Source organism: Sorangium sp. So ce426 (genome assembly GCF_051475585.1).
GTDB lineage: Bacteria > Myxococcota_A > Polyangia > Polyangiales > Polyangiaceae > Sorangium > Sorangium cellulosum_B.
In genome coordinates, this window is record NZ_CP150341.1 from 1,491,655 (window position 1) to 1,510,639 (window position 18,985).

Annotated in this window: 11 protein-coding genes and 1 pseudogene; 9 read left to right on the forward strand and 3 right to left on the reverse strand. The window is 69.8% G+C overall.

Annotated features, from left to right (window positions below):
* The first annotated feature begins 1 nt into the window (after position 1).
* Positions 2 to 937 carry a LysR family transcriptional regulator gene (locus tag WMF44_RS05515; RefSeq protein ID WP_437298068.1) on the forward strand — a complete coding sequence of 312 codons (936 nt, stop codon included), beginning with the start codon at positions 2 to 4 and terminating at the stop codon, positions 935 to 937.
* Positions 938 to 1,049: 112 nt separating this feature from the next.
* Here the strand turns inward: WMF44_RS05515 and WMF44_RS05520 are convergent, their stop codons facing one another.
* Positions 1,050 to 1,958: a LysR family transcriptional regulator gene (locus tag WMF44_RS05520; RefSeq protein WP_437298069.1), complete on the reverse strand. Its 909-nt coding sequence runs from the start codon at positions 1,956 to 1,958 to the stop codon at positions 1,050 to 1,052.
* A gap of 224 nt (positions 1,959 to 2,182) precedes the next feature.
* On the opposite strand from WMF44_RS05520, the gene WMF44_RS05525 reads away from it, so the two are divergent.
* The 4 genes from WMF44_RS05525 to WMF44_RS05540 all read left to right on the forward strand — a co-directional run bounded on the left by WMF44_RS05525 (position 2,183) and on the right by WMF44_RS05540 (position 7,185).
* Entirely contained in the window at positions 2,183 to 3,037 is an 855-nt protein-coding gene (locus WMF44_RS05525) for an inositol monophosphatase family protein (RefSeq protein ID WP_437298070.1), read from the forward strand.
* Between the two features lie 28 nt (positions 3,038 to 3,065).
* Positions 3,066 to 3,704, forward strand: coding sequence for an NADPH-dependent F420 reductase (locus WMF44_RS05530; RefSeq protein WP_437298071.1), 639 nt, complete (start codon positions 3,066 to 3,068; stop codon positions 3,702 to 3,704).
* Between the two features lie 380 nt (positions 3,705 to 4,084).
* Positions 4,085 to 5,803 carry a DUF1592 domain-containing protein gene (locus WMF44_RS05535; protein ID WP_437298072.1) on the forward strand — a complete coding sequence of 573 codons (1,719 nt, stop codon included), beginning with the start codon at positions 4,085 to 4,087 and terminating at the stop codon, positions 5,801 to 5,803.
* Positions 5,804 to 5,808: 5 nt separating this feature from the next.
* A complete protein-coding gene (locus WMF44_RS05540; RefSeq protein ID WP_437298073.1) occupies positions 5,809 to 7,185 on the forward strand; it encodes a DUF1552 domain-containing protein in 1,377 nt (458 codons plus the stop codon).
* Here the strand turns inward: WMF44_RS05540 and WMF44_RS05545 are convergent.
* Together WMF44_RS05545 and WMF44_RS05550 are read right to left on the reverse strand one after the other, a co-directional pair.
* Complete coding sequence (locus WMF44_RS05545) at positions 7,169 to 10,483, reverse strand: hypothetical protein (RefSeq protein WP_437298074.1); 3,315 nt, start codon at positions 10,481 to 10,483, stop codon at positions 7,169 to 7,171. The two genes, WMF44_RS05540 and WMF44_RS05545, sit on opposite strands and share 17 nt — an antisense overlap.
* Positions 10,484 to 10,927: 444 nt before the next feature.
* Complete coding sequence (locus WMF44_RS05550) at positions 10,928 to 13,381, reverse strand: alpha-glucuronidase family glycosyl hydrolase (RefSeq protein ID WP_437298075.1); 2,454 nt, start codon at positions 13,379 to 13,381, stop codon at positions 10,928 to 10,930.
* Between the two features lie 330 nt (positions 13,382 to 13,711).
* Here WMF44_RS05550 and WMF44_RS05555 point away from each other — a divergent pair, with 330 nt between their 5' ends.
* The 4 genes and pseudogenes from WMF44_RS05555 to WMF44_RS05570 all read left to right on the forward strand — a co-directional run bounded on the left by WMF44_RS05555 (position 13,712) and on the right by WMF44_RS05570 (position 18,969).
* On the forward strand, positions 13,712 to 13,840 hold the full coding sequence (locus WMF44_RS05555) for a hypothetical protein (RefSeq protein WP_437298076.1): 129 nt from the start codon (positions 13,712 to 13,714) through the stop codon (positions 13,838 to 13,840).
* A 517-nt stretch (positions 13,841 to 14,357) separates the two neighbouring features.
* A pseudogene (locus tag WMF44_RS05560) lies at positions 14,358 to 14,582 on the forward strand (cellulose binding domain-containing protein); the annotation flags it as partial.
* A 345-nt stretch (positions 14,583 to 14,927) separates the two neighbouring features.
* Entirely contained in the window at positions 14,928 to 16,019 is a 1,092-nt protein-coding gene (locus tag WMF44_RS05565; RefSeq protein ID WP_437301531.1) for a glucuronyl esterase domain-containing protein, read from the forward strand.
* A gap of 274 nt (positions 16,020 to 16,293) precedes the next feature.
* On the forward strand, positions 16,294 to 18,969 hold the full coding sequence (locus WMF44_RS05570) for a hypothetical protein (protein WP_437298077.1): 2,676 nt from the start codon (positions 16,294 to 16,296) through the stop codon (positions 18,967 to 18,969).
* Positions 18,970 to 18,985: the final 16 nt, after the last annotated feature.

Below are 18,985 nucleotides of genomic sequence, written 5' to 3' on the forward strand. Positions count from 1 at the left end.
CATGACCTACGATCAGCTCGTCGCCTTCCTCGCCGTCGCGGGCGAGGGCACGTTCAGCGCCGCGTCCGCGCGGCTGCACAAGTCCCAGCCGGCCGTGAGCAAGCTGGTGCGCAACCTCGAGCGCGAGCTGGGGATCGAGCTGTTCGATCGCCGGGAGTACCGCGCCACGCTCACCGACGCCGGCCGCCTGTTCCACGAGCGCGCCGCGGCCGTCATCGAGGGCACCGAGGCGCTGCGCAGCTTCGGCATGCGCCTCTCGGGGAAGGCGGAGCCGATCGTGCGGCTCGCCGTCGACGCGGTGACGCCGCTCGGCCCCATCATGGACATCTTCCGGGGGCTGCAGGCGCGTCATCCCCTGGTGCGCATCGAGCTCGGCACCGAGCGGCTCGCGGGCACCGCCGACGCGCTCCGCGAGGACCGCGCCGATCTCGCCGTCGCCACGAAGCTCGGGATCGACGGCTCAGCCGTGGAGGCGGCGCGCTTCTGCGATGTGCGGGTGATCCCGGTGGCGCGCTTCGATCACCCCCTCGCGACCTGCGGCGCGCCGATCCCGCCCGCGCTGCTGCGGGCGCACGCGCAGATCATCCTGCGCGACAGCGCGAGGGCGAGCGCCTCGCCGTCCCTGAACGTGCTGGAGGGCGGCCTGCGCTGGACGGTCACCGACGTCGCGGCGAAGAAGGAGGTCCTCCTCGCGGGCATGGGCTGGGGCGGGCTGCCCGAGCACGTGGCCGCGGGCGCGCTGGCGGCGGGCGAGCTCGTGGCGCTGCAGGTCCCCGAGTTCGAGGCCGACACCATGGAGCTGTTCGTGATCCGCCGCCGCGATCGCCCGCACGGCGTCGTCGCGCAGGCGCTCTGGGAGGCGCTCGGGCGCTGCGGTCACGGCGCCGAGGCGCCCGCGGCGGCCGGGAAGGCCCCGCGCCGCCGGAAGAGGGGTTGAGAGCGGTTGAGGGCCGCGCCGGCCGGACCTCCGGCGGCGGAGCGCGCTCGCCAGGCGGGTCGACGCCATGTCCGTCAGCGCCGGCCGAGCCGACTGGCACGCTGCCGCCGGGTCACGCCTCTCCACGGCAGATCGCTCGGATGATCTCGCGCGTGTGTCCGCGCAGCCATGCGTGCGCCTTGTCGCCCTCGCAGCGCTGGTGCCACAGCTGGATGATCCTGATCTCCGGCGCGTCGAGCGGCAGCGGACGGCTGCTGAGGCCCAGCGCCCGCACGATGGGACCGCAGACGCGCGCCGGCAGCGCGACGAGGAGGTCGCTCTCGCGGGCGAAATGGATGGCCGCCGCGCACGTGGGAGCCGCCGCGACGACGCGCCGCCGCAGCCCCAGCGCCTCGAGCGCCTCGTCGATCGGATCGCGCAGGCGGCCACGGCGCGAGACGATGACGTGGAGCGCCTCGGCGTAGCGCCTGGCGGTGAGCCGGCCGCGCGCGAGCGGGTGGGCCCGGCGGAGGGCGACGACGACGCGATCTTCGCCGACCTGCTCCCCACGGATCTCGGGGAGCGCGGGCTCCGTCGAGCCGATCTCGAGATCCACGCGCCCGTGGCGCAGGTCGTCCGTATCTCCCGCGGGCTCGGCCAGGAGCCGGACCTTCACGAGAGGCGCCTGCTCCTGCACCGCTCGCAAGAGCCGCGTGCCGAGCGCCGTCGTCAGGGCGTCGTGGCAGCGGACGGTGAAGGTCCGATCGAGCCTCGCCAGGTCGAGCTCCCGCTCGGGCGCGAACACCGCGCGCGCTCGCTGGACGATGGCCTGGACCTCCTGCCGCAGGGCCAGCGCGCGGGGCGTGAGCGCCATCGTCCGGCCGGCGCGCACGAGGATCGGGTCGCCCGTGGCGTCCCGGATGCGCGCCAGCGTTCGGCTCATCGCGGGCTGGGACAGGTGCAAGCGGGCCGCCGCGGCGCTGACGCTCCGCTCCTCGAGCAACGCGTCCAGGGCCGGCAACAGGTTCAGGTCCACATGCATGGCGGTAATTCTTCCTCATATCAACTATGCATTGGACGGTATGAGTCGTCCAGGGTTTATTCATCCGCGCGGTGGGCCAACGGTTCACGAGCACGCGCACGCGCACGCGCACGAACACGCGCACGAACACGAACACGCGCACGCGCACGCGCACGCGCACGCGCACGCGCACGCGCACGCGCACGCGCACGCGCACGCGCGGGCCGCTCGTCCGAGGAGGATTCATGTCGATTCATTCCGAGCAGATGAACAACGATGCGATGTGGCGAGACCGGAGCGCGGGCCGCGCGGAGGACGAGCCCCTGCTGCCCGCGGTCGTCGCGGCGCTCTCCGCGGCGGGCGAGCGGCTCGTCGGTCGCTTCTCGACAGAGCCGCGCCCGAGGAGCCGAGAGGACATCTTCGCCGCGCTCGGCGAAAACGATGCTGTCTCCCTCGAGGCGCTCCGCGAGCCCTTGTCGCGCGCTCGCCCGGAGGCCCGGTGGGTCGAGGACGAGCTCGAGTGCGGGCCCCTCCCGCCGGGGGAGTGGTGGGTCACCGACACGGTCGAGGGGAACATCAACCACGTGCACGGGATGGCGGACTGGTGCGTCACGGCGACCCTCGTCCGCGACAACGAGCCGGTCCTTACAGCGGTGCACCTGCCCTTGACCGGCGACACGTACACCGCCCGGAAGGGCGCGGGCGCGTACCTCGGGACCAGGAGGATCCGCGCGTCGCCGAAGACGGCGCTCGGCGCTGCCTTCGTCGGGACCGGCCAGGCGAAGCCGGACGAGGACGACGAGACGTACCGGCGGATTGGCATGTCCGTCACCGCGATGCTCGGAAGCGCGCTCGTCCTGCGCGTCTCGGTCCCGGCCACCCTCCAGCTCGTTCAGGTCGCGGCCGGCCGGATGGACGTCTTCTGGCAGTACAGCCAGATCCGCTCCGGGCTCGTCGCGGGGGCGCTGCTCGTCGCGGAGGCCGGGGGCACGGTCACGGACACACGCGGGGAGCGCTGGAGCCTCGCCAGCGAGGACTTCCTGGCCGCAGCGCCCGGGCTCCACGCCGGCGCGATCGGCGTCCTGTCGACCATCCGATGAGAGGAGGAGGCTGAACATGGATCAACGCATGGGAAACATTGGAATCCTCGGGTCGGGCCGCGTCGCCACGGTCCTCGCCAACAAGCTCGCGGGCGCCGGGCACGCCGTCACGATCGGCACCAGGGACCCGGCGCAAGCGGCGCTGAAATGGTCGGGAGCGCGCGTCGAGCTCAGGGATCACGCGGAGACAGCGCGCCTTTCCGCGATCGTCATCAACGCCACCCCCGGGGACACGAGCGTGGAGCGGCTCGGCGCCCTGCGCGACGCGCTGAAGGGAAAGATCCTCGTCGACGTCTCCAACGCGACGCTGCGCGGCCGCGACGGCCTCCCCGGCAGCCTGCTTTACCCGAACGGCAGCGTCGCCGAGCGCCTGCAGGCCGCGCTGCCCGAGACGGCCGTTGTCAAGACGCTGAACACCATGCTGTTCACCGTCATGGCCGATCCAACGAGCCTGCGCGCCGCCCCGACCGCGTTCCTCTCCGGCAACGACGAGGGCGCGAAGGCGATCGTCGGGCGGTTGCTCGGCGATCTGGGCTGGCCGGCCGACTGGATCGAAGATCTCGGAGACATCGAGACCGCTCGCGGCCCCGAGGCGGTCGCCTTGCTCGTCCCCTCCGTGCTGCGAAGGCGAGGGCTCGCGCCCTTCGCCATCGCGCTCGCCCGGTAAACGCGGCGACGCGCATCGCGGTTCAGGAGCCCAATTCCTCTTCGTGACCGGGGCGGGGCTTCGCGAATGTACCCATCCGGTCCGGCGCGAACGCCCATCGCGGGAAAATTGCAGCCAGCGAGAAGCGCCTTGTTCGTGTGATTTTTGCTGCTCAACGGAACGAGCGGAACGAACGGAACGTGTGCGCGCCGGGCGGCAACACGTCCTGAAGAATCAAATCATGTCGCCGTCACTGGAATCACGGGGCCGCCGGGACGGTCCCGACGGCTCCTGTGCGGTCGAAGGGGAGGGATCCGCTCTCAATTTCCTGGCGATTGAAGAGCGCTCGTTGTCTAATCGCGAGACTTCAGCGCTCCCAGCGCTGGTGAGGAGCGACAACGATGTCCAGACCCTCGCGTCACCAGCCTGCGCGCCGTCGCGGAGGCGCTCGGTGGGCCGCGCCGATCGCGCTGGCCCTCGCCGGCGGCTGTACGGGATCCGTGGGCGAGCCGGGCGCGGATTCCGGCTCCAGCTCGGGCTCCGGCAAACCTGGTACCGACGATCCCATCGGTGTTTGCCGGGACGACACGGTGTACCCCGGGCGAGCGCCGCTCCGGCGGTTGACGCGCTTCGAGTACAACAACACGGTTCGCGATCTCCTGGGGGACACGACGGAGCCCGCCTTCTCGCTGCCGAGCGAGGATATCGGGAACGGCTTCGGCAACGACGCGGACACGCTGTCTGTCTCGAGCCTGCTCGCCGAGCAGCTGGGCACCATCGCGGAGGGCATCGCCCGGCGCGCGACAGCGACGCCGGAGGCGCTCGGGAGGCTCGCCCCGTGCGCGGGCGACGTGACGGCGGCGAGCGAGGAAGCGTGCGCGCGCACGATCGTCGAGGACCTCGCGGCGCGCGCCTATCGCCGGCCGCTCCAGGTCGGCGAGGCGGACGAGCTCCTCGCGCTGTACAGCGTCGGGCGAGAGGACGCGACGTTCGCCGCCGGCATCGCGACGGTGATCGAGGCGGTGCTCCAGTCGCCCGATTTCCTCTACCGCGTCGAGTGGGGCGCGCCCGATCCCGCGCGCCCGGCGCTCCGCCGGCCGACGGGCGACGAGATGGCGACGCGGCTCTCGTACCTGTTCTGGGGCACGATGCCCGACGAGCAGCTGCGCTCGGCCGCGCGGGCGGGGGAGCTCGCGACGAAGGAAGGCGTGCGCTCGCACGCCGAGCGCATGCTCGACGACCCTCAGGCCCGGCCCGTCGTGCGGTTCTTCTTCGACAGCCTGCTCCCCATCAGCAGCCTCGCGGATCTCGAGCGGGACGCGGAGGCCTTTCCGACCTTCTCTCGCTCGCTCGGCGCGCTGATGCGTGAGGAGACGCAGCGGTTCCTCGAGCACGAGATCTTCGAGGAAGGCGGCTCCTGGCCGTCCATCCTGACTGCCCCGTACACGTACATGAACGGCCCGCTCGCGGCGTTCTACGGCGTCCCCGGCGTGACGGGTGACGCGTTCCGGCGCGTGGAGCTCGATACGACCCAGCGCCTCGGGCTCCTCACCCAGGCGGGGGTGATGGCCGGGACGACGCACTCGAACATGACGAACCCCGTTGTCCGCGGCTCCTTCGTGGTCCAGAAGCTGATGTGCCACGTGATCCCGCTCCCCACGGGCGACATCCTGGAGAAGGTGAAGCCGCCGGACCCGTACACCGGCAAGACGGCGCGGGAGCGCTTCAGTCAGCACAGCGAGGACAAGGTCTGCGCGACGTGCCACCAGTTCATGGATCCGGTCGGCTTCTCGTTCGAGAACTACGACGCTGTCGGGCTGTTCCGCACGACCGAGAACGACGTCGCGATCGACGCGAGCGGCTCGGTGCCGGGCACGGAGGGGACCGTGAGCGGGCCGATCGAGCTGGTGCGCAAGCTCGCCGAGGCGGAGGACGTGCAGAGCTGCTTCGCGACGCACTGGATCGAATACGCCTACGGCCTCACGCTGCGCGCCGAGGACAAGTGCACACGAGAGGCCGTCACGGCCGCCTTCAAGACGTCCGGATACAACGTGAAGCAGCTCCTCATCGAGCTCACGCAGACGGACGCCTTCCACACCATGGCTCCCCGGGAGGAGTGACGGCGATGTCGACATTTCGCTTGAACCGGCGTGCCTTGCTGCGAGGTGCTGGCGGCATCGCCATCGCGCTCCCGTGGCTGGAGATCATGGGCGCCGAGCCCACGGCGCGCGCGCAAGCCGCCCCCGCGAAGCGCTTCCTCGCCGTCTACACGCCCGGCGGGACCGTGATGGACCGCTGGCGGCCGACGGGCTCCGAGACGAGCTTCACGCTGAGCCCCATCCTCTCGCCACTCGCGCCAGTGCAGAGCCGGCTGCTCGTCGTCGACGGCCTCGACATGAAGAGCGGGCTCGGCGAGCAGCACCAGGCGGGGATCATCGCCTGGCTCACGGGCACGCCGCAGGACGGCGCCGCGGGCCGCGCCTACGGGAGCGGGCCGTCGATCGATCAGGTGATCGCCTCCCGGATCTCCGGCGGGCAAAAGGCGAAGGCGAGCCTCGAGATCGCGGTGCGCTGGGCGACGGGAAAATCGCACGGTCTGCTGTCTCCGATGAACATCGCGAATTTCGAGAACGACGCGCCCTACAGCCCGATCCCGCCGCGCATCGATCCGGTGGAGATCTTCACCGATCTCTTTGGCACGTTGAACCCCGGCGCCGACAATGACGCCGCCCGTCGCCTCGCGCGGAAGCAGTCGATCCTCGACTTCCTCGACCGGCGCTACTCTGCCCTGTCCTCGCGGCTCGGCGCCGCTGACAGGCAGAAGATCGATCAGCACCTGACGAAGATCCGCGAGATCGAGGAGAGCCTCAGCAAGGCGCCGACCGCTGCGGGCGCCTGCCAGGCGCCGGCGAAGGTCGACACGTCCGATTACAACCCGCGCACGGGGCGCAACTCCGCCGACAACGGCTCGATCAAGGACACGTCGACCGACGCAGCGATCCCCAAGGTCGGCAAGCTCATGACGGACATGCTGGTGATGGCGCTCGCCTGCGACATCACCGCGGTCGGCACCCTCCAGTGGAGCGACACCGAGGCGAAGCACACCTTCCCCTGGCTGAACCTGAGCGAGCACCACCATTACTACCAGCACGACGGCGGCTTCAGGGCGGCCGAGTGCGAGCTCATCTGCAACTGGTACTCGAAGCAACACCTCTATCTCCTGCAGGAGATGGAGAAGGTCGACATGGGCGGACACTCGCTGCTCGACGAGAGCGTCGTCTTCTTCGGCTCCGAGATCTCGGATCCGCCGAGCCACAAGAAGACGAACATGCCGTTCCTCCTGGCCGGCGGCGGCGGAGGGCTGCGCACCGGGCGCTGGCTCCGGTACAAGAACCTCCCGCACAACAACCTGCTCGTGTCGATCTTGAACCTGTTCGGCGACACCCGGACAACGTTCGGCACCCCGGAGCATTGCACCGGGCCGCTCACGAACCTGACGTGATAGCGCCACTCCTGGCGCCGCGGCGTCGCGCGACGAGGGTGATGCCGAACAGGGCGACGGTGAGCCCGAGGTACGCGGACCTGCTGCCAGCGCCGTGAGCGCTGCATTGTGCGTCGTTGCTGGTGTCGTCCGTCCCGTCATTTTTGCTGCTGCCGGCGGCAACGCCGGAGGTGCCATCGCCCCCGCCGTTCCCTGCACGGCCGCCCGCGGCCGGCTCCGCCTCGCCGTTTCCGCCCAACCCCGGCACTGCACCGCCGCTCCCGCCCGCGCCGGGCTCCACACTGCCGCCTCCGCCCGTACCGAGCCCTGCGCCGCCGGTTCCACCCGCGCCGCCGCCTGCGCCGGGCCCGGGCGAGGGCTCCCAGTTGAGCAGCCGCGAGACGACGCGCCGCGTGCGCGCGGCAGGGCCGAGCTTGTCATAGCTCAGGAGGAAGCGGCCATCGTCGCCCCGGGCCAGCGTCGGCGCATTGCACGCGTCATCCACGAGCAGCGCCTCCACACCCGGCGTTCCATCGGGGGCCACGGCGCGGATCCAGAGCCGGTGCGTCTCCGCCTCTTCCCACACCACCTGGTAGCTCGCGCCGTCCCAGGCCACGGCCGCCGCATGACCAGCGCTCGTCGGCGAGATCAGGAATGCTTCGCCCCGCCAGCCGCCCGTGCCGTAGATTCGACCGTGCACCGCCCCACCACCGCCCTCTGGCCAGCTACCTCCGGACTCCGTCCAGACAACGAGCGTGTCCGTGCCGTCCGTCGCCCCCGCGATGGCGGCCGATGCGCTCGACAGCAGGAAACCCTCCCCGACGTCTCCCGTGCGGCTCACGGGGACGAGATGCAGGCCCGCCTTCACGTAGGCCACCAGGTAGTCTCGCCCGGCGTGGAGCGGCGTCGCGTGCGACTCCGCCCCGACCGAGGGCACGATGGAGAACACCGGGCCAGCGCTCCCCGAAGCGCCGAGCAGGCGACCCGACGCGGTGTACACGAAGGGCTCCTCCACGGTCCTCTCCACGAAGGTCACCAGGTATCCGTCGCCGTTGCCCGCGACCGACGGCGTCGCCGACAGGTGGAGCGACGAGACGGCGACGCTCTCCCCGAGCGCGCCGTCGCCCGACACCCGCCGCAGGTGATCCCCGCCGGCGCCGGGCGCGCTCCAGGTGAGCACCGACGCGCCGCCGCCGTTCGAGGCCAGATCGATCGCGAAGGCGCTGCTCGCTAGCTCGATCCCGACCGGATCGACGACCTCGCCGGCCGCGCTCACGCGCACCGCGCGCGCGGTCGTCCGCTCCCCTTCCGGGTCCGGCTCGTCGGTCCAGGCGACGAGGTAGCTCTCGCCGGTCCAGGCCACGCGCGGGGCGCCCTGCCTGTTCGGCAGGGGGCTGAGCCCGAGCCGTCCCGCGGCCAGCGCGAGATCCGGGCCGATCAGGCTGCCCTCGATGCCCTGGCCGTGGAACGCGAGCAGGAAGCGCGAGCCGTTCCACGCGAGCGCGCTCCGATCCGAATCCAGGACGGAGCGAGGTGACCCGCCCGCGAGCCTCACGTCGTCGGTCCCCTGCACGACACCCTCGGCCGAGACGCGGGCCCCGTACATCGCGCGACCGTCCCGCTCGTCGGCCCAGGCCACGAGATAGCTGCTGCCGTCGAACGCCGCGGCGGGGGCCCCGGCGCCCGGGCTCGGCCGCGAGATCGGAAAGTCCCTTGCCGCGATCGTGCCGTCCGCGCGCAGCACCGCGCCCCGGATCGTGCTCGTGGGATCGTCCCGTACCCACGTGGCCAGGAAGCTCGCCCCGCCGGACGCGAGCGTGACCAGCCGCGCGTTGCCCGGGTCCTCCGAGATCTGGACGCCAAAGGCGTCGAGCACCGTCCCATCGCTGGCCACCCGCGCCGCACGGATGGCCCGCGCGCCGCCGCCGGAGACGTCCTCGTCCCAGGCCACGATGGAGACGTCCGCCCCGGCGCCGACCGCCGGCCGCGACGCGCGGCCGCTCGTGGAGAGGGCGCGCTCGGCGCCGGGGACGGCGCTGCCGCTCGGGTCGACGAGCGTCGCGCGGACGTCGTCGGCCCCATCGTCGGCGAGGCTGAGCCAGGCGGTCACGAAGCGCTCCCCGTTCCACTCGACCGAGGGATACACGCCCTCGTCCGACGTCGAGATCGCGAAGCTCGCCGGCCCTTCGAGCGTGCCGTCGGGTCCCATCACGCGGCCGCGGATGGTGATCCGGCCGTCGCCGCCGTACTGGCTCCAGGCGACGAGGTAGCGGCCTCCGCCGTACGCCACGCTGGGCAGGTACTGTCCGGCGGACGCCTCGCCCAGATCCAGCCAGTCGAGATCGAGCACGTCCCCGCGCGCGCCGACGCGGACCGCGCGGATGCGCGACAGATCCTCGAAGACGACGACGTAGCTCGTCCCGTCGGTCGCGACCTCCGGATCGAACCCGGCGTCTTGCTGGACGGGCACGGGCGGCTCCGTCCCGATCTCCGGGCCCACCTCCGGATCGAGCAGCGCCGGATAGCCGCTCTCCTCGACGACCGAGGCGGGCACGCGCAGCTCGATGTGGCCGTCCGCCCAGCGGGCGGGCACCGGCACGCGGCGGCCCGACGCGTCGATCCACGTGCCGTGGCCGTACACGAACCGCTGCCCCGGCGCGGCGCCGAGGACGAGGCCGCGGGCGTCGCTCGCGACCGAGGGCGCGGCGTCCGCGGCGCCGAGCCGGGCGCTCACGCGCACGACGAGATCGCCGCGCCCCCCGGGCCGCTCGCGGAACCGGAACGCCTGCTCGGCGTTCATCTCGTGGTTCTTCCACAGCTCGCTGCAGGTCTCGAACGCGCGCTCCGCGCCGCCGTCCGCGGCGATGCGCACGCGGCCCTCGCCGTTCACGCACTCGTGGCCGGCGCGGGCGATCGATCGCGTCGTGAGCGTGAGCGCGCCGCCCGGCTGGAGCTCGCCGGGCGCGCCCTCGACGAGAAGCCCGCGGAGCGCGCGGCGGCGCGCCGTCAGCTCGGCGGCGGTGCGCGCCTCGGCGAGCGCCTGGAGCTGCCTCGCTCGCCCCCTGCGCGCCGCCCTCGCCGAGGGCTTCGCGCGGATCCGCGCCGCGCCGCCCTCGACGTCGATCCGATGGGCGGCGCCTTCGGCGGAGAGCCCTTGTCGCGTGGATCGAAAGCTCGCCCGCGCCCTGCTCACGATCCGCCCGAGCTCGACCGGCGCGGCGCCGCCCGGCCGGAGCGCGCGCTCCGCGGGGCGCTCGGCAGGACCATTCCCCGCCGCGTGGGGTCCGGGCGCGCTGCACGCCGGGGCGCACCCTGCCATCAACAACAACAAAGCTCGACTCGATGCCAGCGTCACGACGCACCTCCTGACGGCCTTGGCAGCCGACGCGCACCACGCCGCTCTCTGATGGATGAGCCAGCGAGACGGTAACAGCGTGTGTGCGTTCACGTCGACCGCGATACCCGACGAGGTCATGCGATGACTCCGGTATTACGACCGGGCTACAGCGGGGCGCAGGTCCGTGCGCTACGGGCTCAGCCGCGTCGTTCGGCTCGCTGCGGCGCACCGTTGTACGCCTCGCTCGCCTGCCTGGCGGCTGAGCCCGTATCACACGAACCTGCGCCCCGCTTCAGATCGCGGAGTCAGCGAGATCCAGAGGGTGCCGTGCGCTTGGCAGGGGCAGGGGCGTGAAGCGTGAAGATCGCCAGCGGGCCGCGGGCCAGACCGAGCCGGCCCGCCGCTCTCACTGCGCTCTCACTGCTCTCACTGGAGGATGGCCGGGGACGGATTCCCCGTATAGACCTGCGAGCAGCGGGGCTTCTTCGCGTCGGACGGGCAGCGGAGCCCCTGGTAGAAGCTCAGCGTGTTCGACAGGGGGGCGTAGCCGCTCGGGACCTGGAGCTTCGACACCGAGCCGAAGTAGGCGAGGCACGCGTCGCGCCACCAGCGCGCCTCGTAGTGCTGGATCTGCAGGAAGTCGCTCACGTCACCGAAGCGCTTGGCATCGATACGGCCCTCGACGGACTTCCATGTCTCTCGCATGACCCCCACCTCATCGACGCCCTGGCTGTAACGATGGACGAGCTCCTCCCAGACCGTCCTGCCGGACTTCAGCTTGTCGTTCCAGCCGACGCGGTGGAAGAAGAGCACGAGATCGTCCGGCACCGTGTCCCGGCTCCCGAACGTCTGTCCCACCTGCGCGGCGTACTGGGCAACAGCGTTGCTGCCCGACGAGGTGCGGTTGAAGCCGATGCTGTTCGCGTCCGCCTTGTGATAGTAGACCGGGTTCCACTCGACGCGGCCCAGGCTGTTCAGCCACGGCCCAGGCCCGTAGTGATGGTCGTTGCCCATGATGTGGACGAGGCCGAGGGGCGTCATGTAGTCGACGAGCGCCTCGCGTGACTGCATCATGATCTGGACGACCGGCTCGACGACGACGGGGTCGTTCGAGAAGGTCTGCCGGACCCACTCCTCCGCGATGGCCTCCGAGGAGAGGTCCGGGTTCCACGCCAGGCGCCCGTACACGTACCAGTTCGCCTGGTTCATCTGCGATCCCGTCCAGTTCGTGTCGTCACCCACGTTGGCGACGCCCGAGATCGCGGTGGTCGCATACTTGTGGAGGGTGCCGTCGATGACCCGCGCCACGGTCGAGCCCTCGCCGCCCGCGTAGGTGTCCGCCTTGAGGACCTCCTCGAAGAGCGGGCCGAGGTAGGCGAGGTGCGTGTCCTCGCCGAGGTACTCCTTCGTGATCTGGAGCTCGAGGGCGAGGGGCGTCTTCGGCATGGCCCCGAGCAGCGGATGGAACGGCTCCCGGGGCTGGAAATCGAGCGGGCCGTTCTTGGCCTGCACGAGGACGTTGCTCTTGAATTTGCCGTCCAGAGGCTTGAACTCCTCGTAGGCCTGCTTGATGCGGTCCGGGGGGCTCGTGTCGGAGTAGACGAAGGCGCGCCATATCACGATGCCTTCATGCGGCGCGAGGGCGTCGGCGAGCATGTTGGCGCCGTCGGCGTGGGTCCGCCCGTAGTCCTGCGGCCCTGGCTGCCCCTCGGAGTTCGCCTTCACGAGGAAACCACCGAAGTCGGGGATCTGCTTGTAGATCTCGTTGACCTTGTTCGTCCACCATTGCTTGACGCTGGCGTTGGTCGGATCCGCCGTGCTCAGGTTGCCGATCTCGACCGGCGCGCTGAATCGCGCCGTGAGGTAGACCTTGATGCCGTAAGGGCGGAAGACGTCGGCGAGCGCCTTGACCTTCGTAAGGTACGACGGCGTCAGGACCTGCGCGTTGGCGTTCACGTTGGTCAGCACCGTCCCGTTGATGCCGATGGAGGCGTTGGCCCTCGCGTAGTCCTTGTAACGGGGGGAGAGCGTGCCGGGCAGCGCGCTCCAGTCCCAGATGGAGCGGCCCGCGTAGCCGCGCTCCACGCTGCGATCGAGGTTGTCCCAGTGGTTCAGGATGCGATGGCCGATCTTCGGAGAGCCGGTGAGCGACAGCTTGTCGAGGGCGCTGTGGCTCTGGACGTGCCGGAGGAGCGCGAAGGTGCCATAGAGCACACCCACCTCCGTGTTGCCGGCCACGGCGATCACCGGCTGGCCTCCGACGTCGGCGGCCTCGACGAGGTAGCCCTCGGGGCCGAGGGCGCCGAGGCGCGCTGCGAGCGGCAGGCCCTTGATGACGTCCGCGGCGGCCGTCCCGATCACCACGGCGCCCGGCCCGTCGACGGCCGCGCCGGTCCCGACCGTTCCGCCCGTCAACCCGCTCAGCCCTTTGACGAGCTCGGCCTCGGCGATGTCGAGGCTCGCGCCGGTCCCCGATTTGACCACGCGCTTGAAGGCCGCCTGGTACTCCGCGAGGCGCCCCGGGATCGGCACCTTCGGGTACCTGAGCCAGAGGTCTGCGCCCGTCTCCTCCGGCAGCTCGTCCGGCACGGTGTACACCTCGTCGGACCCCGACATCCCGCCCGTGCTCCCGGTCGATGCTCCCGTGTCCCCGCCGCCCTGGCCGACCGAGGCGCCGCTGCCCGTACCGCTGTTCGCGCCGCTGCTCGCGCCGCTGCTCCCGCCGCCTGTGCCGGTGGCCCCGCTGGGGCTCCCCGCCGCGCTGGAGCCGCCGCTGCCGGTCACCTCGTTCGGCTCATCGGTGCCGCTCGAGGAGCAGGCGCCCGCGAGCGCCGCGCTCAAGAGCCCGACGACGAGGAGCGGCACCCTCAGGATCTTCATCGAATGAGGCCGCCTGGTGGGCGGTCGACCCGCGCAGCGTGACATCTTGTTTTCCGAAGGAGGCGCCATCTGAATCAGCCTTTCCATGGAGGGTGGCTCGGGAAAGAGAGTGAACAAACCGACTCGCGGATCTCGAGGGTGAATCTCGACGCCCGTCAAGGGCTAAACGCCCCGTGCAAGACCGCAACGCACCGCGGCTCCGTCATGCCTTGCCCACCTCGTCAGAGGTCGCTTCTCGTACGGTTGTGTGCGAAGTGTTCAGCGTTCCTGTATTTCTGGCGGGGTCTGAGCAAAAAACGTCAGAAACGCGGACTGAAACTGCCAATAACCGTGATCGAGGCGCCTTCCACTGGGAAGTGCGCCGCGCTGATCCCGCCGTACGAGACGCCCGCGGAGCGCGCGGAGCTGCGCCAGGTGCTGGCGTGGATCGACGGCGGCATCTGGCTCGGAACGGCGTGACTCGACGATGGCGACGATGGCGACGATGGCGACGATGGCGCGCGCCCAGGCAGCCTGAGCGACGGCGGCACGATCCGGAGGACCGACTCGGGGGGAGATTGCTGCCAGGAGCGCTCGCTCCTCGCTGCTGCGTTTCCGAGTTGCTCTTGCTTTCTCATGGTGCCCCGCCCCATCGCGGGGTATCCGCATGTGAGTTGCTGTCCGACGAACACCGTGGTTGCAGGCATGGGGTCGGCAAGGTTTGCGAGGCGTTCATGATCAGGCGCACGCTGGCCGGGAATATTGAGCTCTACAATTGAACGAGGGTTCCCGGGCGTCTCGCTGGTGCACGGTTCCACCTTGAGCAGAAGCCCGCGACTCGGCCGTTCTTATCATGGAGAATCTTATGCGTATCACTCGCTTGCTTGGCTGCGTTTCCGCTTCGTTCGCGTTCGGTCTGCTTGCGTGCGCCGTGGAGCCCATCGAGGAAGAGGACCTCGACTCTCTGGACGGCGCCCTGGACAGCGCAGACGGCTCGATGTCGGCGGATATCGCGATTCAGTCGGACTGGGGGAACGGCTACTGCGCGAACGTGAGGGTGACGAACAAGTCCCGCTCCCCGGCCACCACCGGCTGGAACGTGGTCGTCCGGCTCAACGGCTCGACGCTGGCCAATGCGTGGAACGTGACCCCCGTGTCCTCGAACGGGCAGTTCACCGCCACGAACGTGACCCACAACGCAGCGATCAAGGAGAAAGGTTGGGTGGAGTGGGGGTTCTGCGCAAACGGCAGCGGGCGGCCCGCCGTCGCGTCGGTCACCGGCAGCGGAGGCACGGTCGTCGGCACGGGCGCGTCCTCCTCGTCGAGCAGCAGCGCGAGCTCGTCGTCGAGCAGCAGCTCGTCGTCGACCAGCAGCTCGTCATCGAGCAGCAGCTCGGGTGCGGGCGGCTCGGGCGGGGCAGGCGGCTCCGGCGGTGCAGGGGGCTCCGGTGCGGGCGGCTCCGGCGGGTCCGGCGGCTCCGGCGGGTCGGGCGGGAGCACGGGCGCGGTCGAGGACAGCGGCGCGAGCTGCCCCAGGCCGACGTTGCCCGCCGCCTCGTCTCTCCCGGTGTTCGACACGCATCACGATCCGTTCCTGAGCTTGAGCGGCTCACGTATCACGAAGAAGTCGGAGTGGGCGTGCCGGCGCGCGGAGATCAAGTCGCAGGTCGAGACGTATGAGTCCGGATCGAAGCCCGTGGTGTCCAAGGACAATGTCACGGGGCAGTTCTCGGCGAACAGGCTGACGGTCAACGTCAACGACGCAGGGAAGAGCGCCTCCTTCTCCATCAACATCAGCCGGCCTTCCGGCGCGCCTGCTGGTCCGATCCCGCTCGTCATCGGCATCGGTGGCAACAACCTCGACACCAGCGTGTTCACGCAGAACGGCGTCGCGATGGCGACCTTCGACAACAACGCGATGGGCGCCCAGAACGGCGGCGGCTCGCGCGGGACGGGCACGTTCTACAACCTGTACGGCAGCAACCACTCGGCCAGCTCGATGATCGCGTGGGCCTGGGGCGTGAGCCGGATCATCGACGCGCTGGAGAAGACCCCGGGCGCCAACATCGATCCGAAGCGCATCGCCGTGACGGGTTGCTCGCGCAACGGCAAGGGCGCCCTCACGGCAGGTGCGTTCGACGAGCGCATCGTGCTGACGATCCCCCAGGAGTCGGGCGCCGGCGGCTCGGCGAGCTGGCGCGTCTCGCAGGCGGGCGCCAACGCCGGGGAGAACGTGCAGACCCTGTCCAGCGCGGCCAGCGAGCAGCCGTGGTTCCGCGCGAACTTCGGCTCGACCTTCGGCAACCGGGTGACGTCGCTCCCGTTCGATCATCACATGGTCATGGGGCTCGTCGCGCCGCGCGCGCTGCTCGTCATCGACAACAGGATCGACTGGCTCGGCATCAACAGCACCTTCACGGCGGGGTCCATCGCCCAGCAGATCTGGAAGGGGCTCGGGGTGCCGGACAAGATGGGCTACTGGCAGACCGCCGCCCATGCCCACTGCGCGTTCCCGTCCTCGCAGAGGGCGGCCCTCGATGCGTACGTAAAGAAGTTCCTTGTCGGCGGCGGCACCGCGGACACCAACCTGCTCAAGGGCGACGGGGCGACGGCCGATCTGAACAGGTGGATGAAGTGGACGGCGCCGACCCTCCAGTAACCGCTCGGTGCGAAGGGGCGCCTCACAAGGGGCGCCCCGACCGGTGAGCCCCTGATCGGAGCGGCTCGCGACCAGCGTCTGTACACGCACTTCAATTTTCTTGCGGCGCGCTGGATGCGCGGACACGCAGGACGGACGATTTTGGCCCAATCCCTTCCGTCCTTGTGATCCAATCGGAGAGCCCGCCGCGGGCGGCGCAGCCTGCGCCGTCCCCCTGCGCCCGACCGCGCCTGCCCATGGCCGAGATGCGTCTCGGGGCCGTTACCAGAACGCCATGAAGAAGGTGTCTCAGATGCGAACGAACGGTAAGAACAGAACAGCGCTGCATTGGGCGCTCGTGATGGGAGGCGCGCTGCTCGGCGTGCTCGAGAGCGGCTCGACCGCGATGGCGCAAGCCGATGGGTACTTCACGAGCTGGCAGGCGATCGAGCCGACCAACCCCGAGATTGTCCAGAACGGGGGAGACATCGTCGCGGTGGGGTGGGCAGAGCGGGGCGACTACGACGACGTGATCATCAGCAACACCCTGGCCGGGGTCCCCACGGGGCTCGAGACCAGGGGGTGGGGCCTGGCGACGCTGGACCCGGCGCTCGACTGGATCAGCAGCAACGGCTACGCGCTCGATTACCTGTTGATGGATGTCGAGGGGGACACCCAGACGCAATACGATCTGCTCCTCGACAACGTCGACCGCGTTCGGACCGACCCGGACCCGAATATCTCAGGGGCGTACGTGGGCAACTACGGCTACTACCCTGGGATGAGCGTCGATACGTCCGGCGCGTGGCCCTGGAATGTCGGTGAGCAGTTCAAGATCGATCGAGAGGATATCTACTATACGTCAGGCATCAATGTCGCGATGCCGGTGGCGTACAGCTCGAGCCAAGCGGCGCTGCATATCGCCTCCTCGATCAACGGCGTGCCTTATGTCGGCGGAACGGCGCCCACCCAGATCTCCGCGATCTTCTGGCAGGGGCTCGAGACGGTGAGCGTGGCGGCGCGCCACCTTCCTGCTGGTGATTTGTTGATCCCCTACATCGCGGACTTCGTCAACAAGCCCAACTATGGTGTGCCTCAGTCGCAGGTCCTCCTGCCGACGGACAACGTCGCGCAGGTCCAGCACTACCGGCTCCGCGGGGCGAATGGGTTCAGGACGTGGGAGGTCAACGTCAACCAGACGGGGGCCACCACCTACTACTACCAGACGTATGGCAACGTCGTCACCGCGACGCTCGCGTTCACTGCCGACATGGCTGACGCGTGGCAGGCGCTGGACGGCGTGTTCGCGCGGGACGGCGAGCTGCGCACCCTCAACCTGGCGACCAACAAGAACGCCGGCATCGAGTGGTCCGGCGTTCAGAGAGGGGGCCGCGTCGATGTGCTGGTGAGCAACATGAACACCACGACGCAGCACGCCGACTGGTCTTCTGTGGCGGCGCTGCCCTCCCAGTCGCCGGACGTCGCTTACCACGACCACGTGCGCCTTCAGTATGAGGCCTGCACCATGGATCGCGAGGATTACGAGCAGCACGTCTTTGGCAACGCGATGAACAACCAGGGCGCGAACAGCTGGACGGGGGCGAACCCGGACAAGTTCGCGATCGGCTCGCCGCCGGGGAGCGGGAATGACTCCGAGCAGAGCATCGTCTCCACGGGAGGCTACAACGGCAAGGTGGCCTGGTCCGCGTTCGACGGTCCGAGCTTCAGCAGCACGGACAAGGTCGTCTACTCGGGTCTCCTCTACAACGCCATCTCGGGCGTCGCGTTCGAGCCGATCAACGTGGCCGGCGGGAGCCCGACGGGCTACGCCGTCCCTGCCTACCAGGGGCCGACCGTCTCCATGGCCTGGGGGGCGCTCCGCCTTCGTTCCGGCTATGACGGCGGAGATATCTATCAAGCCGTCAACATCCCCGCCACGATGGGCAAATGGCTGGAGGTGAAGCTGGTCGTCAACCCCACCGTGGGCACCGGCCTCGGCTCGCTGTACGTCCGCAATGTGACGGACGGGCAGAAGGACTTCACGCGCGTCGTCTTCGACAATATCAACACGACCGGCGTGACCGAGCGGGTGCTGGTCGTCCCGCTGCTCATGGGCGTGAACAAGAACCCCTCCAATTTCAACGGGTTCATCGTGGCGGCCTACGGCGACAGCAACGCCGTGGATGACCTCTCGATGGGGTACTACGTGCCGCAGCTGAATGACAATTTCGATCATTATCAGTCTGGCGTCGCCATGGACAGCCAGGTCGTTCCGCAGCTCGTGTGGAAGGGTCCGGCCTCCGGCGGGCCGGGGCAGCTCACGGCTTCTGCGCCGTACGGCACCGGTAATCCCTCCGCGCTCGCGGTTCGTCCGACGGGATCGAGCGCGGCCAGCGCCTGGTGGGAGACCGAGCTGACCGACCACGACGCGAGCGACCTGACGGTCTATTCCGGCCAGCTGTACGGCACCACAGGGGTTCACTTCGCTCCTGTCAACACGGTCGCCAGCGCGAGCAACGGCCTCACCCCGAACAACTACGTCGGGTTCCTTGTGCAGTTCGAGCAGGGGGAGCTGCGCCTCCGGGGGTCGCGGGACAGCGGTGAGCTGTACAAGGCGACCAACTTCGCGCCGGCCTCGGGCAAGTGGTACGATATCCAGGTGCAGATCGACCCGAGCCGCGACATCGACGGCGTCGCGGGCGGTGACTTCGGCGCCGCGCGTGTCTGGGTGAAGAACCTGACGGACAACACCGCTCCGGTCCTCGTCGATTTCGACAAGATGTCCACGACCGGCGTCGTGGAGTCATTGCTGGAGGTGCCGCTGCTCCTGAACGCGACGACCCGGAACCCGTCCAAGTGGAACGGCTGGGAGATCGGCGGCATCAACTCGAGTGTTCAGGTGGATAACCTGCGCTCGGCGTTGTATCCGTACCTCGATTTCGTCGGCCGGAACCAGTACATCGCCGATTGATCGCTCGTCAGCGCGG